16 protein-coding genes, 1 tRNA gene and 1 pseudogene are annotated in these 14,141 nt (G+C 65.0%); 8 read left to right on the forward strand and 10 right to left on the reverse strand.

Annotated elements, in window-relative coordinates; translation table 11 throughout:
• The first annotated feature begins 51 nt into the window (after window positions 1-51).
• A tRNA-Met gene (locus N536_RS0121130) sits at window positions 52-125 on the forward strand.
• Between the two features lie 180 nt (window positions 126-305).
• Window positions 306-581: a hypothetical protein gene (locus tag N536_RS0121135; RefSeq protein ID WP_029115432.1), complete on the forward strand. Its 276-nt coding sequence runs from the start codon at window positions 306-308 to the stop codon at window positions 579-581.
• Window positions 582-687: 106 nt separating this feature from the next.
• On the opposite strand, the pseudogene N536_RS43060 reads toward N536_RS0121135, so the two are convergent.
• The 3 genes and pseudogenes from N536_RS43060 to N536_RS0121150 all read right to left on the reverse strand — a co-directional run.
• Window positions 688-802: pseudogene (locus N536_RS43060) on the reverse strand (transcriptional regulator); the annotation flags it as partial.
• A gap of 87 nt (window positions 803-889) precedes the next feature.
• Window positions 890-1,471, reverse strand: a complete 582-nt coding sequence (locus tag N536_RS0121145) for a hypothetical protein (RefSeq protein WP_029115433.1) — start codon at window positions 1,469-1,471, stop codon at window positions 890-892.
• A gap of 42 nt (window positions 1,472-1,513) precedes the next feature.
• Entirely contained in the window at window positions 1,514-1,888 is a 375-nt protein-coding gene (locus N536_RS0121150; RefSeq protein WP_029115434.1) for a VOC family protein, read from the reverse strand.
• Between the two features lie 410 nt (window positions 1,889-2,298).
• On the opposite strand from N536_RS0121150, the gene N536_RS39075 reads away from it, so the two are divergent.
• Window positions 2,299-3,312 carry a cutinase family protein gene (locus N536_RS39075; RefSeq protein ID WP_081809310.1) on the forward strand — a complete coding sequence of 338 codons (1,014 nt, stop codon included), beginning with the start codon at window positions 2,299-2,301 and terminating at the stop codon, window positions 3,310-3,312.
• Between the two features lie 11 nt (window positions 3,313-3,323).
• Here N536_RS39075 and N536_RS0121160 read toward each other — a convergent pair whose 3' ends face one another.
• The 6 genes from N536_RS0121160 to N536_RS0121185 form a co-directional block, all read right to left on the reverse strand.
• Window positions 3,324-3,758 carry a pyridoxamine 5'-phosphate oxidase family protein gene (locus tag N536_RS0121160; RefSeq protein WP_029115435.1) on the reverse strand — a complete coding sequence of 145 codons (435 nt, stop codon included), beginning with the start codon at window positions 3,756-3,758 and terminating at the stop codon, window positions 3,324-3,326.
• Window positions 3,759-3,764: 6 nt separating this feature from the next.
• Entirely contained in the window at window positions 3,765-4,547 is a 783-nt protein-coding gene (locus N536_RS0121165; RefSeq protein WP_255358467.1) for an NADPH-dependent F420 reductase, read from the reverse strand.
• The gene (locus N536_RS0121170) at window positions 4,522-5,394 is read right to left on the reverse strand and encodes an LLM class F420-dependent oxidoreductase (protein WP_029115437.1); all 873 of its coding nucleotides are present in this window, start codon (window positions 5,392-5,394) and stop codon (window positions 4,522-4,524) included. Before N536_RS0121170 ends, N536_RS0121165 begins: the two co-directional genes overlap by 26 nt.
• A 21-nt stretch (window positions 5,395-5,415) precedes the next feature.
• Window positions 5,416-5,826 (reverse strand): MarR family winged helix-turn-helix transcriptional regulator, encoded by a 411-nt coding sequence (locus N536_RS0121175; protein WP_197040187.1) that lies wholly within the window; start codon window positions 5,824-5,826, stop codon window positions 5,416-5,418.
• Window positions 5,827-5,972: 146 nt separating this feature from the next.
• Window positions 5,973-6,389, reverse strand: a complete 417-nt coding sequence (locus N536_RS40830) for a VOC family protein (protein ID WP_051574653.1) — start codon at window positions 6,387-6,389, stop codon at window positions 5,973-5,975.
• A gap of 34 nt (window positions 6,390-6,423) precedes the next feature.
• Window positions 6,424-7,548 (reverse strand): cytochrome P450, encoded by a 1,125-nt coding sequence (locus tag N536_RS0121185; RefSeq protein WP_081809317.1) that lies wholly within the window; start codon window positions 7,546-7,548, stop codon window positions 6,424-6,426.
• Window positions 7,549-7,807: 259 nt separating this feature from the next.
• On the opposite strand from N536_RS0121185, the gene N536_RS0121190 reads away from it, so the two are divergent.
• Complete coding sequence (locus N536_RS0121190; RefSeq protein ID WP_029115440.1) at window positions 7,808-8,734, forward strand: SDR family NAD(P)-dependent oxidoreductase; 927 nt, start codon at window positions 7,808-7,810, stop codon at window positions 8,732-8,734.
• A 3-nt stretch (window positions 8,735-8,737) separates the two neighbouring features.
• On the opposite strand, the gene N536_RS0121195 is transcribed toward N536_RS0121190, so the two are convergent.
• Window positions 8,738-9,382: a TetR/AcrR family transcriptional regulator gene (locus tag N536_RS0121195; RefSeq protein ID WP_029115441.1), complete on the reverse strand. Its 645-nt coding sequence runs from the start codon at window positions 9,380-9,382 to the stop codon at window positions 8,738-8,740.
• Between the two features lie 175 nt (window positions 9,383-9,557).
• On the opposite strand from N536_RS0121195, the gene N536_RS39085 reads away from it, so the two are divergent.
• From N536_RS39085 to N536_RS39090, 4 genes are read left to right on the forward strand one after another with little or no spacing between them, the layout of a single operon-like run.
• Window positions 9,558-10,991: an amidohydrolase family protein gene (locus N536_RS39085; RefSeq protein WP_029115442.1), complete on the forward strand. Its 1,434-nt coding sequence runs from the start codon at window positions 9,558-9,560 to the stop codon at window positions 10,989-10,991.
• 56 nt (window positions 10,992-11,047) lie between these two features.
• A complete protein-coding gene (locus tag N536_RS0121205; RefSeq protein ID WP_029115443.1) occupies window positions 11,048-11,914 on the forward strand; it encodes a phytanoyl-CoA dioxygenase family protein in 867 nt (288 codons plus the stop codon).
• A complete protein-coding gene (locus tag N536_RS0121210; RefSeq protein ID WP_155948673.1) occupies window positions 11,911-12,441 on the forward strand; it encodes a VOC family protein in 531 nt (176 codons plus the stop codon). Before N536_RS0121205 ends, N536_RS0121210 begins: the two co-directional genes overlap by 4 nt.
• Window positions 12,442-12,447: 6 nt before the next feature.
• Window positions 12,448-14,103, forward strand: a complete 1,656-nt coding sequence (locus N536_RS39090; RefSeq protein ID WP_051574654.1) for a class I adenylate-forming enzyme family protein — start codon at window positions 12,448-12,450, stop codon at window positions 14,101-14,103.
• Window positions 14,104-14,141: the final 38 nt, after the last annotated feature.

A 14,141-nucleotide genomic window follows, 5' to 3' on the forward strand; every position in this document is an offset into this window, starting at 1 on the left:
GGGCGCGATTTGGTAGTGAGCCGGACCTTGGGTAACCTTTTGTTTACCCGTCGCGGGGTGGAGCAGCTCGGTAGCTCGCTGGGCTCATAACCCAGAGGTCGCAGGTTCGAATCCTGTCCCCGCTACTAGATGGAAACGGCCCCCGGAGATTACTCCGGGGGCCGTTTTCATTCTGTTGCCGGCGGATTTGTGTACCTGACCATACTGATCAATTTCTGTCGGGACAGGTCACGTCCGCTTGGCGTCCGAGCCTGCGGAACGCGTCGTGCCATCGATCGCCCACCTTGCTGACCTACGCTCGCCACATGAGCAGTGCCATCGAAGCACCCATCGACAACTGGCTTGCTGCATTCGACGGTCGAGTGCTCGAGATCTTCACTCCATATCGCGAAGGCTCGATGCGCTATCACGCCGCGCTGATGATCGACTGCCGGATCGACGGGACGGTGCTGACCGTAGACTTCGCACGTCGCGAGATCGGGCTCTGGCCGTTCAGGCCCGACCAACTGCCAGCAGTCACCGCGCTCGTCGACGCCATTCGGTCAACACGCAATTCGTGGTGGCCGCCGCACGGTACGTGAGAAGCCCTCGGTCGAACGAGCAATACGCGAAGGTTCCTGGTAGCTAACGGTCCCGTGAGATTCTCCGAGGGCCGTTTTCATGGGCTGGGGAACACTTTTGGGACATTCACTCAGTCAGCTCGACAGAGTGGTCGCGAACTCCGCGCGACGATCCGCAGGTGCCCGCCCAGCGCGGCGACAAAGGCCTGCAGGGTGCCCATTTCGGCGCAGCCGAGGCCACCGTGATGCGGCGTTGGTTGGACCTCGTCAGCGCATGAATGATGGCCTCGTGTCACCTTTGATCGTCGCGGCCCCCGACGGTGGCGGCGTCAGATGACGGTGAACGAGTCGACCGTGAGATGGAAGCCCCGCGATCCGGTCCCATCAGCCTGGGTGCAGGTCAGTCCGTCGACGGCAGACGCGCAGGTGACCGTGCGCCCCGGCGACAGTGGAAATGTCACCGACTGCCCGTAGTCCAACGTGTGCGGAGAGTCGAACCCCTCGCCCTGGATGATGGTCGCGCACGGTTGCGGCCGGTCCCCGGAGAAGACGAATCTCCGCGTGTGGCCCTGCTCCAAGCCGGGGTAGAACCCGCACAGCGCACTGTCGGCGACGGTGAGCGAATCCCCATGCCCCTCGAACTGGCAGGCCAGCGAATCGTCCCCGACGCGGCACTGGATCTGACCGCCCGGTGTTGCGAACGAGTGGTAGTACGCGTTCTCGACGAAATCCGTGAGTGGCCGTGACACTGCTGGTGGGATCGACGCGCGCGCGGTCTCCGACGTGGTGCTCGACGCCGATGACTCGCCGGTCCCGTCAGCAGGGGGTTCGGAGGACGCGCGCGAACACGCCGTGGTGATGGCGAGGACGGCGATCGCCACGGTCGTTGCACGACGTGTGCTCGTCTTCATCGCTGCTCCTTTGGGGACGACGGTCCGGTCGAATTCGGGGAGTCAGCTGGACTGGCCGACGTAGAAGCGATTGCCGTCGAGGTCGCGAAAACTGAACATGAGTGGTGCCGTTTCCCAGTCGAGGATATCGCCCACCTCGAGTCCCTTTGCGGCAAGCGCAGTGTGGGCGGCGCGGGCGTCGTCCGTGATGAGTCGAATTCCCGTGTCGATTCCCGTCGGAAGCTGGTCCCCGGTAGCGACGAGTGCGAGCGACGGGCCACCGGCCGACGGTGCCAGTTCGATCCAGCGGAAGCCGGGCTGCAGATGCGTGTCCATCGTGGTGGTGAAGCCCATGCCCTCGAAGAGCGCCTTCGACCGATCCTGATCGCTGACGGGCACGGCGACGCAGTGGAGTCCGGTGAAGAGTTTGTCTGTCATGTGAGTGGTGACCGGAATGCGGACGAAAACTCATCGCGTCGGTTGATCGATGCTGCAGTGCGCTCAGCAAGCGGACCCTGACGCCGTTCGCTCCTCTACCGGCACGTGAAGTGATTTCACGTACCTCGACAAGCGCCGTACGACAATCTGTGTCGAGTTCCGCGGTTGCTGTCGGGTTCTGCGGGACTCCGGCACCGTGCGAGTTGGTCGCCACCGATGACGTTTGAGTGGCGGGGACATCCGGCGCGACAACGTCGACGGGTTCGCCTGTGCTCGGTCGCCAACATCCGAGGCAAGGTTTTGCTGAACATCGGTTCCGCCGAGCATGGAATCTGTATGCCCGCACCCGCACGGAGCCCATCCGCAGGTCGCGGTGCCTAATTCGCTCGGTCGCCGAGTATGATTTCAGAATGTTGATCCACCGCGTGCGTAGCTGCCGCTCGGTCAGGGCGCGGGAGGCGCTTCGCTGGGTCGGCCTTGGCGCGTCGGCGCTGCTTTCCCTTTCGACCCCGCTCGTCATCCCCGACACAGCAGCTGTGGCGTCTGCCGACGATTGTCCCGACGCCGAGGTTGTCTTCGCTCGCGGCACTGACGAGCCACCCGGTATGGGGCGGGTCGGCGACGCCCTCGTCGATTCGCTACGCCAGCAGACCAACGGCCTGAACATCAGGGCCTACGCGGTGAACTACAAAGCCACCATCACTCAGCGGCACGGCGGCGATGGCGCCAAAGACGCGATCTCCCACATCAAGTCCACCGCGTCTTCGTGTCCCGACACCAGGATCGTCTTGGGTGGTTACTCGCAGGGTGCGAGTGTGGTCAACATCGTGGCTGGTTTCGACGGTATCAACTGGGGCGATCCGCTACCACCTGAGTACGTGAAAAACATTGCGGCGGTGGCTACTTTCGGAAATGTGGCCGACCGCACCGACGGACCGCCGCCGGCCCAGAATTCGCCGCTCAGTGCCAAGGCGATCGACCTGTGCAATCCCAGCGATCCGATTTGCCACGCAGGTCCCGGCAACGCTTGGAGCGGGCACACGCAGGGCTATGTCCCCGAGTACACCGACGAGGCTGCGGCCTTCGTTGCGGCCGCGCTTCTGGCTGGCTCGGCCCATTCGGCGCCCGGCTACGGCTCGCAGATCCCGGTGTACGGCCCGCAGTCGCCGGTCTATGGTCCACCGCCGGGTCCGCAGTCGCCGGTCTATGGCCCACCGCCCGGTCCGCAGTCGCCGGTCTATGGCCCACCGCCCGGTCCGCAGTCGGGGTATGGCCTTCAGCCGCCAGAGTCTGTTCCGTCGGCGCCGTCCCTCTCGCAGTGGCCGACGGGTGGCTCGCAAAAACCAACGTCCGCCACTGGGATTGGATCTACACCTGACTCCTTGACCGACAGCTACCGTGAGGCGGGTTTGCTGCCGGCCTAGCGCCCGACGAATCAGAACGATTCGGCGTCGGAATACAGCCAGTGTTCTGGGCGCATCGAGATCGCGAGGTTTTCGCCGCGGTTCCTGAGGAAGTCGATGTGGCGGTCGGCCGCGTCGCCACTGAGGTGGCGCCGGGTCAGCTCGACGAGTTGGTCGTCGGTGGCGGGCTCGATCCGGCTGACCGCGCCGTCGACCGCCACGTAACGTCTGGTCGGCTCCAGCCGTTGCACCATGAGCGAGAAGAATCCGGCCGCCTCGATCGATCGCGCCTTTCGGGTGCCGGCACCGGTCAAAATCCATGGTTCCCCGCCGGGGCTGTACTGATACCAGATCGGCACCGTCAGGGGTCCGCGTGATGCACCGAGGCTCACCGACAGCGCTGCGGTACGGGGTTCGGCGAGAAACTGTTCCCGCTCTGCTTTGACGCGAGTCTCGTTGTCGGGCATCGCCGGTCAGACCGTCCGGTCGGCCACGTTGACACGCGTGGCGGAAGCCAGTGCTGCGCGCAGCGTGTCCTTGGAGACGGGCGCACCCGGGGTGCTCGTGAATTTCTCCCACGATACGGTCGGATCTGACAAGTAGATTTGGGTGTAGCCGGCCGACTCGGGCTCGAAACGCCATGTCTGCGAGGATGGTTCGACGTTGATGGTGTCGAATCCGAGGCGGTCGATGAGATCCGCTGCTACGTCGAGCGCGCCGGCATCGTCACTGGCGATGGGCAACGCGGTCCGGTCTGACGCACCGGATGGTCGAGCCAGCTCGGGGATGTGGTTGGAGAGGATATTGCTGAATGCCTTCACCAGGATCGCGCCGGGCAGCAACTTCTGGGCGAGCTGAAGTTGGGTGTACTGACCGGAGTCCAGTTCGGGGACGCGGCCGTCGCGCGAGGGATAGTAGTTGCCGGTGTCGAGCACCGTCTTTCCGCTCAACAGTCCCTCGGGGAGTTTCCCGTAGGCGGACATCGGAATGCTGAGCAGGACGGCCGCGCCGCCACGCGCTGCGTCTTCGATCGTGCCCGCCGTCGCGTGTGGTCCGAGCTCGTCGACCAGATCCGCGATGCTCTCGGGTCCTCGCGAATTGGCCACGATGACGTCGATGTCGGCGGCTACCGCCAACCGGGCAACGGCCGATCCGATGTTGCCGCTTCCGATGATGCCCAGGGTGGTCATGGTATGTGCCGTTTCTTTTTGGGGATTCTCGTGTTGAGGGTTAGCGCTGGTGCGGCGATAGGCCAAGTGCCGGAGCCAAAGTCGTCAATGCCGGCAACACATCCGTTGTGCCGATGACCTGAATGGCGACGTGATCAGCACCGGCTGCAATGTGCTGATGTAGGCGCTGAACAATCTGATCAGCGGCGCCGTGGGCGATGACGCCATCGACCAGTTCGTCACTGCCGGGTTTGGTTAGATCGTTGTCGGAGAAGCCGATTCGCTTCCAACTGTTGCGGTAATTGGCGAAGCCGAGCGACAGGTCGAGTGCGTCACGGCCCAATGCGCGCGACTCCTCGGCGTCGTCGGACAGCACGATCTTCTGCTCCGGGGCCAGGAAGGCGGCTGGCCCCATCACGTTGCGGGCCCGAGCAGTGTGCTCGGGAGTCGTGAGATAAGGGTGCGCGCCGGCCGCGCGTCGCGCTGACAGCTTCAGGATCCCGTCGCCGAGTGCGGCAAGGATGCGGCGGTGAGCGGGCACACCGTAGCGGTCCAGGTCGTCAAGATAGGCATTGAGTGCGTCGAACGGCTTCTCCCACTGGGTGATGGCTTCGCGATGGCCGGCGCCGATGCCGAGCACGAATCGCCCCGGGTGACGATGTTCGAGGCGGTGAAACGCCTCCGCCACGGGTCCGGCCGAAGAAGTCCAGATGTTGATGATCCCGGTGGCGGCCTTCAACGTGGTGGTCCGATCGAAGATCGGGTCGACCCAGGACAGGTCGTCGGGCGCGAAGCTACTGACCCACACCGCCCCATAGCCCAGGCTCTCGAGCTCAACGGCGACCTCCGCGGAGACCGGGTTGACCGTCCACACGCCGAACTGTCCGAGGTCGGGTTTGACGGCAGCCGCCGTGGCTGAATCGTTGGGGTTCATGCCTTTTCCCTTCTCTGGTGCCTAGTCGACCGCGGGGTGTGCGAGTCCTTCGAGAGTGCGCCGAAGGTCGTCGATGCCCGCGTCGGTGAGCTGGCACGCTGTCTTGATTTGGTCGGTGATGCCTCGGATCTCGGGTTCGAGCGCGCGGCCACGGGCGGTCAGATCGACGAACACCCTCCGCTCGTCGGCGACGTCCCTCGTCCGCGTCACCATTCCGATGGCCTCCAGGCGCTTGACCAAGGGCGTGATCGTGCCCGTGTCCATGTCGAGGCGGGCGCCCAAGGTGCCGACCGGAACCGGTGCGTCATCCAGCAGCGCCAATACCGCCAAGTACTGGGGAAACGTCAAACCCAGCGGTTCGAGGAACGGCTTGTGCAGGCGGATCATCCGGTTGGCGGCCCCGTACAACGCAAACGACAGCTGCTGACCCAAGTGATCACGAGATGCCTGTGACACAGTCCGACCACTTCCCTAGCAGACCATCTGCTGATGCTCTAGATACTAGCACGCTAGATATATTGGCGGCACGAGTGTGACTCAGGAGTCTCGCGGCCAGCGGCCGTCGACCGTTCGATGGGTCAGTTGACCGGTTTCGCCCTTCGTTCGAACGCATCCCGGTCTTCCTTGGGACGCAACGGGTTGAGCGCGTAGACCACGCAGAATTGCTTGCCGGACGGGTCGGCCATGATGACCCACTGCCCGGGGTGATTGGCGAAGGAGTCGTCGACGACCGTCGCGCCGAGGCCTTTCAAGCGCCCGACCTCCGCGGCGAGATTGTCCGTGTGAATGTCGAGGTGCACGCCTGCCCGGTCGGAGTGCACGTTCTGGACTACGAGTCGGAAGTCGTTGGACGCGCCCTCGAGGATGCGGTAGTCGCTGCCGCCCCGCGGGGTCACCACCTCGGCATCGAGTGTGTCCGCCCAAAACCGTGCCGTCTCTTCGTGTACGTCCGACGGGGCGTCGATGATCAACGTGCTGAGCAGTATGCGATGCAATGCGAGTCCTCTACGGCCCCAGGGGTATTCCAGGTCAGGGTAACAACGTGGGCATGGCGGCCCAGCCGCGAACCGCGGCGGTCTCCGACGGCACCGCATTGGGCCAATCGACCTCCCACTCGGGGAAGCGTTTGAGGATCTCCTCCAGCGCGATGCGAAGTTCCAGCCGGGCCAAGGCGTTGCCCATGCAGAAGTGGGTGCCCGCGCCGAAGGTGAGGTGCGAAAGGTGCTGCCGGTGAATGTCGAAGACGTCCCCGTCCGGCGCGAACCGGCGGCGATCGCGGTTGGCCGCGCCAACCAGCAGCAGCATCGCCGAACCTTCCGGCACGGTTTGGCCGTAGTACTCGACGTCGCGGGTGACGTAGCGGGCGAGTTGCAGCGCGGGCGGCTCCCAGCGCAGGATCTCTTCGATCGCCTGGGGGATCAGGCCGTGGTTGGCCACCAGGTCGCGCCGCTGATCCGGAACTTCGGCCAGGGTCTTGCCTGCCCAGCCGAGCATCCGGGTGGTGGTCTCGGAGCCGGCGGTCGCGATCACCGTCAAGTACAGCAGCAGTTCGTCGCGGCGCAGCTTGCGCACCGTGCCGGTCTCGTCTTCGAATTCGGCGTTGAGCAGGTCGGTCATGATGTCGTCGGATGGGTGCTCGGTCCGCCAGTCGATGAACTCCGCGAAGACCTCGCCGGTGGCCAGCGCGTCGACCTTGTCCTTGTTGAGGGTCTCCTCGCCGTGGTCGGTGATCTGCTGCTGCCGGTCCTCGGGGATGCCCAGCAGCATGCCGATGACGCGCATCGGCATCTGTTCACCGAGATCGTTGACGAAGTCGAATCGGTCGGACCCGACCAGAGGATCCAGGCAGCGCGTCGTGAACTCCCGGATCTGGGGTTCGAGGGCCAGCACCTTGCGTGGCGTGAACACCCGCGACAGCAGATTGCGGTGGATGTTGTGGATCGGCGGATCCTCGAAGATCAGTGTCCCCGGCGGAATCTCCATGCCCGACTTGATGATCTCCAGAAGTGCACCACGCCCGGAGATGAACGTGTCGTGGTCGATGGTCGCCTTGTTGACGTCGTCGTAGCGGCTCAGTGCGTAGAAGTCGTGCTTTTCGTTGTAGTAGAGCGGGGCCTCTTCCCTGAACCGGGCGAATGCCGGGTAGGGGTTCATGTTGAGGTCGATGTCGTACGGGTCGTAGTACAGCTCGGCTTCGGTCGGTGCGGTTGACACGGATGGTCTCCTGAGGGATGGTCGCTGGGCACCTGCTTAGCAGGCCAGCGGGTGCCCGGTCAAGGGTGCTCGCGAAATGGGCGACAAATCCGACTGGTGCACAACGTATTCCGTGCGGTGTTCTCGCATCACCAGAATGTCGAGGTCGCAGACGGAGTATGGTCGCGAGCCAGCCTGCTATGTGTCGAAGGGAAAAGGCATGTCTGAGTTACGTTTTGACGAGCGCGTCGCGATCGTCACCGGCGCCGGACGCGGCATCGGCCGCGGTTACGCCCACTTGCTGGCGGCGAAGGGCGCACGCATCGTCGTCGCGGACTACGGCGTGGACCCCGACGGGCACGGCACGTCGTCGGCACCCGCCAACGAAGTGGCCAGGGAAATCACCGATCTCGGAGGCGACGCCGTCGCGTGCTGCGCGTCGGTGGCCGACGAGCGGGGAGCGACGTCCATCGTCGACACCGCAATCGACGCATTCGGCCGGTTGGACATCGTGGTGAACAACGCGGGCATCCACGACCCCGCGACCTTCGACGAGCTGTCGATCGATCAGTTCCGCGCCATGCTCGACGTGCACTTCTTCGGCGCGCTCTACGTGATCAGGGCGGCATGGCCACACTTCCGATCCGCCGGGTACGGCCGGATCGTCAACACCGTGTCGGAGGCCATGCTCGGCGGCGTACCCGGGCTCACCAGCTATGCATCGGCCAAGGGCGCCGTCTACGGGTTGACGCGAAACCTCGCGACCGAAGGGTTGGCCGCGGGCATTCGCGTGAACGCCGTCGCCCCCCGCGCCTACACCCGGTTATCCGCCGACCACGTAGAGAATCTCTCGACCCTCCACGGGATGTCACCGGAGAAGATGGCGCAGGTCAACGCCAGTATGCCGCCCGAACTGTGCGCGCCGGCGGTCGCCTACCTGGCTCACGAGGCATGTCAGCTCAACGGCGAGGTGCTCCAAGTCGGAATGGGCGGTGTGGCGCGGTTGGCCTTCGTCGCTGCGAAGGGTCTGCGCAGTCGCGCGCTGACGGCGGAAGCCATCGCCGAGAACATCGACGCCGTCCTGGACGTCGACGGCGCCGACGTTCCCTCGACAAACGACATCCTGAGCCCGCTTCGCTCGAAGTGACGTTCAGGCCCCGGCGAGCCGAGGTCGATCACCGCTGAGCGACTGCGCATGCCGGAGGATCCGCGGCCGCGCGCGTGGTTGAGCGACGGCAAGCAGGCAGATGTCGAACGCATGCAGCGCGCCGGCGCGCAGTCCGGCATCGTCGAGCTCGCCGGAGGTCCAGCGGCGTTGCAGGTGGAACAACACCATCGCCGCATGCTCGGCAAGTACCGCCGGCTCGATATCTGGCCGCAGCACACCAGCTTTGGTCGCGGCGCCGATCTCGGAGACGATCAGGTCCCACCCCGTCCAGTGCACGTTCACCAGGTCGAGGAGGCGATCGTCCATGACGACGGCGCGAACGACCGCCTTGGGTACCTCGGCCACGGTCTTGTCGATCGAGACGGCGATCGCCTCCCAGATCCGTTCGATCGGATCGGTCGCGGTCAGGTGGTGAACGGCGACGTCGATGGAGTCGAGCGACCGTTGCACGAGCGCGGTGAGCAGCCCCTCCTTGTCCCCGAAGTGGTTGTAGAGCGTGCGGACGCTGACTGCTGCTTCGTCGGCTAGCCGGCGCATCGAAAGTTGCTCAACGCCGTGGACCTCGATGAAGGCCCGCGCGACGTCGAGGACGTGCCGACTAGTCCGCTCCTGAACCCGCGATGCCATCGTCAGAACCCTAGTCACTCGACGTAAGCGTGCGAGTTCGGACGGTGTTTTGCCACATCGGGTCAAAAATGCCACACCGTTGCAAAAGCTGGTGAATGTTGCTTAGATCTCTTCAACGAGCTGTGCAGGTGCCCAGCCACAGCCACTCGCATCGACCAGAAGCCAGGGGGAAGAGATGTCACGAGTTCAGTCCGGCTCCGTCGGCAGCGCCGCCGATGACCAGCGCTACGTCGTGGTGTCGATCGACAGCCACGTCGGCCCGTCGGTCAAGGATCAGCTGCGCCCGTATTGCGACGCGAAGCACTTGGACGACTTCGATCGCTTCGTGACGGAGATGGAGAGCCAGGGACTGTTGTCGTGGCGGTCGTCGGAGGCCAAATCCGGTGGGAAGCAAAGCTGGTCGCTGGGCAAGTCGCAGGCCGAGCGAGGCAAGACCCAGGCCGAAAAGGCCAGCCGGCCCAAGGTGGACGAGCTCGGGCAAGCCGAGGCGGAACAGTTCGGCAAGCAGGCAGGCATCCGCAACGCCGATCAGATCGGTGCGCGCTTCCTGCAACGCAGCTACGAGCACAGCCTTGCGCCCGGCCTGCAGGACCACGACGCGCGCATCGCCGACATGGACGAGCAGGGCGTGGCGGCGGACGTCATCTTCCACGGCGGCCTCAACGGACAATCGATCCCGTTTTCGACCACCGGCCTGATCAGCTGGGGAGACACCGCCTACGACTATCTCGAAAAGGTCGGCGTGCGGATCTACAACCGGTGGCTGGCCGACTTCGTGTCGCTGGCCCCGGAACGCCACGCCGGGATCGCCCACATCCCGATCTCCGACCTGAGTGCATGCGCTAAGGAGGTCCAGTGGGCCGCCGACGCCGGGCTGAAGGGCATCAACCTCCCTGCGCCGCGGGGCGACTTTCCGATGCTCAACGACCCTGCGTGGGAACCGCTTTGGGCCGCCTGCAACGAGACCGGACTGTCCGTCAACACACACGGTGGCGGCGGTGAGCACTACCCGTATCAGGGCCAGGGCGCCCAGATGATGTACATGATGGAGACACCGTTCCGGACCCGTCGCGGCCTGTGGGTGATGATCTTCGGCGGGGTGTTCGAGCGCTATCCGAATCTCAAACTGGTGCTCACCGAACAGTGGGCGGATTGGGCGCCCAGCACCATGGCGGACATGGACGGGCTCTACCACGGCCCGACCGGTGCAGCCATCCGCGCCAAACTGCCGAAGCCACCGTCGGAGTACTTCCGCCAAAATTGTTTCATCGGTGCGAGTTTCATGTCGAACGCCGAAGCCAAGATGGCGGTCGAGAACGACCTCGTCGACAACGTCATGTGGGGCGACGACTATCCGCATGCCGAGGGAACCTTTCCCGACACGCGAGAGGCGATGCGCTTCACGTTCTCCGACGTCGATCCGAAGTACACGCGACGGTTCCTCGGCGACACCGCCATCGACCTGTACGGCCTGGACCGCGACAAGGTGACGAAGGTCGCCGAACGCATCGGGCCCACGGTGGACGAGGTCAGCACGCCCTACGAGCTGCCCGAGGATGCGGTGGTCGGTCTCTACGCCTTCCGGACCGGGCCGGGAATCTTCGTCTGAGGCTGCCGGTTCCGCAGCTCGCCAATTCCCGTGCCTACGAGGAGATGAACGCCACCATGGATGACACCACGGACCTGAAGTTGCCTTGTCGCCTCGTCACCTCCGAGGAAGTCGAGCACCTGCACGAGTACGGCTGGGTGAAGCTGAAGCGCTTCGTCGATCCCGAAGTGCTGGCCAAGATGTTGGACCTCGCCCGCGAAAAGATGGGTGACGACGCGGACAGCAACCCGCTGAAGGCCGGAATGTCTCCCGCCGCCGGTGGCGAAGCCAAGGGAGCGTTGGCATACTTCAACGCCGAGCGCAGCGGCGGTCTGGCAAGCCCGGTCCTGCGGCCCGTCATCGACGAAATCGGCAAGAGCGCAACGCTGTTGCTGCGGCGCCGCGCCGATGACGGTGCACCCGTCGGCATGAGGTACTACTCGGACTTCTTCGTGCCGAAGCTACCGTCGACCAAGACTTCCCGGCATGGCGGCAACGGCGCAACGGCCTTCCACCAGGACTACATCACCTTCGCCGTCGACCGGACTGGAGGCATGACGTTCTGGATTCCGTTGGAGCCCTACGGTCCAGAAGCCGGAACCATGTCGTTCGTCAGCGGGTCGCACCGCGTCGGGGTCCTGGGTGACTACACCACCTACGGCGGCGACGACGCGCTCGGGGTGTTCCCGGAGTTGCGTGACCTGGAGATGAGCGAGCAGATGACCTACGAGTTGGGCGACGTCACCGTGCACACCCATCTCACCATCCACGGTGCCGGGGCGAACACGATGGACCGTCCCCGCTGGGGCTACCTGCTCGTGGTTCAGCCCGCCGACGCGTGCTGGAACGGATCGCCGTGCCCGAACTTCGACACCACCGAGATGGTGCCGTGGCAGCCGCTGAACGATGAGCGCTTCCCGCTGATCGGCGAAGGACTCCGTTGACGACAGTCCCGTTCCCGAACCGGCACTTCATGCAGGTGTGCTGGGTGGTGCCCGACCTTCGCGGCGCCATCGAATCCTGGTCTCGCAGTGCCGGTGTGGGCCCGTTCTTCTGGTTCGACGGCGTGGGCTGCGCCGACGGGCGGCACCGAGGAGCGCCCGCCGAGTTCCCCGCTGTAACCGCCGCCATCGCGTACGCGGGTGATCTGCAGATCGAGCTGGTGTGCCAGGACAACGACGAGCCTGGGGTGTTCCGCGACGTCTTCGAGGAGGGGCAATCGGGCTTGCACCACATGGCGCTGGTTTGCAAGGACTACGAGTCGGAGCGTGACGCCTACGTCGACGGGGGAGCGGAACTGGCCTTCGAGGGCCGTATCGGCAATAGCCGCACCTGTTGGGTCGACACCACGCCCACGCTCGGGTTCATGGTCGAGCTGCTCGAGCCGAGTCCGGTGCGCGACGCAGGATTCGCCGCGATGCGTGCCGCCGCCGAAGCCTGGGACGGCGCCGATCCCATCACCAGGTTCTGACCGTCCATGGACGTTCACGAGCCGGCGGACACGTTCCCGCAATTGTTCGCCAAGGTGGTCGCCGCGCGCGCCGACCACGATGCCCTCATCCACGCCGGTGACGTGCTGACCTACCGAGAATTGGATGAACGCACTGCCCGAATGGCACGTGCACTCCTGGCAGCCGGTGCCGGAAAGGGCACGCGCATAGCCGTCTTGGCTCCCGACGGCGCGCTGTTCCTCACCGCCTTCTACGCCGGCTTGCGCATCGGTGCTCTGGTCACGCTGATCAGCACGCTGACGACGCCAAGCGAGTTGGCCCACATCGTGCGGACGAGTGACGCCCAGATCCTGATCGGTGTGCGCCGCTTCCTTTCCCGTGACTATGGAGTGAGTCTCCAGGCTGCGCTGGCCGGACTCGTCGAGGCGAAACCACACCCGCTGCGTCTACCCGAGGCGCCCTATCTGCGCTCCGTCTGGCTCGATGACAACGAGGGGTTGCCGTGGGCCCGGGCGGTCGAGGAGCTGTTGGCGATGGCCGACGACGCCGACGCGCCGGACGCCGCTCTGCTCGCAGCGGTCGAGGCGGAGGTGGTGCCCGGCGACGACGCGTTCGTCGTCTACACCTCCGGGAGCACCGCGACCCCGAAGGCGGTGGTGCACGGCCAGTTGGCCGTGGCCCGCCAGCCTCCGGTCCTGGCCACCTACTTCGACGTCCGAAGCGCCGATCGCACGTTGTCTCTGCTGCCGTCCTTCTGGATGGGTGGCATCTCGGCGGCGCTGCAGGTGCTCAGCACCGGAAGCACTTTGGTGTACTCGAGCAGCCCGGACATCGACGTCGTCCTCGACACCGTCGAGCGCCACCGGGTCACCAACATCGTCGTCTGGCACATGCGCGCCAAACTCGAATCGCTGGCCAAGATTCGCGGCATAGCGCTCGATGCCGTCAAGATCACCACCGGACCGACCCGGGACGAGAACGGCGAATCGATCCCGACGCATCTGCAGAGCCGCATGCTGGGCATGTCCGAGAGCTTCGCGCCGCACAGCGCCGAGCCGGTGACCACCCGGCTGCCGGAGTCGAAGGCCGGCGCTGCGGGCCGCGCCGTCAACGGCATCGAACGTCGCGTGGTCGACCCACAAACGGGTGCCGTGGTGGCTGCCGGCGAGGTCGGTGAACTGCAATTGCGCGGGGGAGCGCTGATGACGGGGTTCTACAAGGTGCACCGGAATGCCGTCTTCACTCCGGACGGGTTCTTCCCGACCAACGATCTGGTGCGGATCGACGGCGACGGTTACGCGTTCTTCGTGGGCCGAACCAGCGACATGATCAAGACCAACTCCGCCAACGTATCTCGTCTCGAGGTGGAGGCGGCGCTCAACGCGCTGCCGGACGTGGAGCTGGCCGTCGTCGCCGGGTTGCCGGATGCAGAGCTCGGCGAACTCGTGGCTGCAGCGGTCATTCCCGCCGAAGGCAGTTGCCCGACGAAGGCAGGGCTGCAGGAGTCACTGCGAAAGACGTTGTCGAGCTTCAAGGTTCCACGCAAGATCGTCTTCGTCACCCACGACGACATACCCAGGACACCCACCGGAAAGGTGCGGGTCCTCGAGCTGACCGACATGATCGCGGCGCACGTCGAGGGGTCGTCGCACCCACACCACCTCAGTTCGGCTGCCGGATGAAACCACTCGGACTTCGGCACGTCGACGAACATGGACAA

Origin of the sequence: Mycobacterium sp. URHB0044 (genome assembly GCF_000620625.1) — a bacterium.
GTDB lineage: Bacteria > Actinomycetota > Actinomycetes > Mycobacteriales > Mycobacteriaceae > Mycobacterium.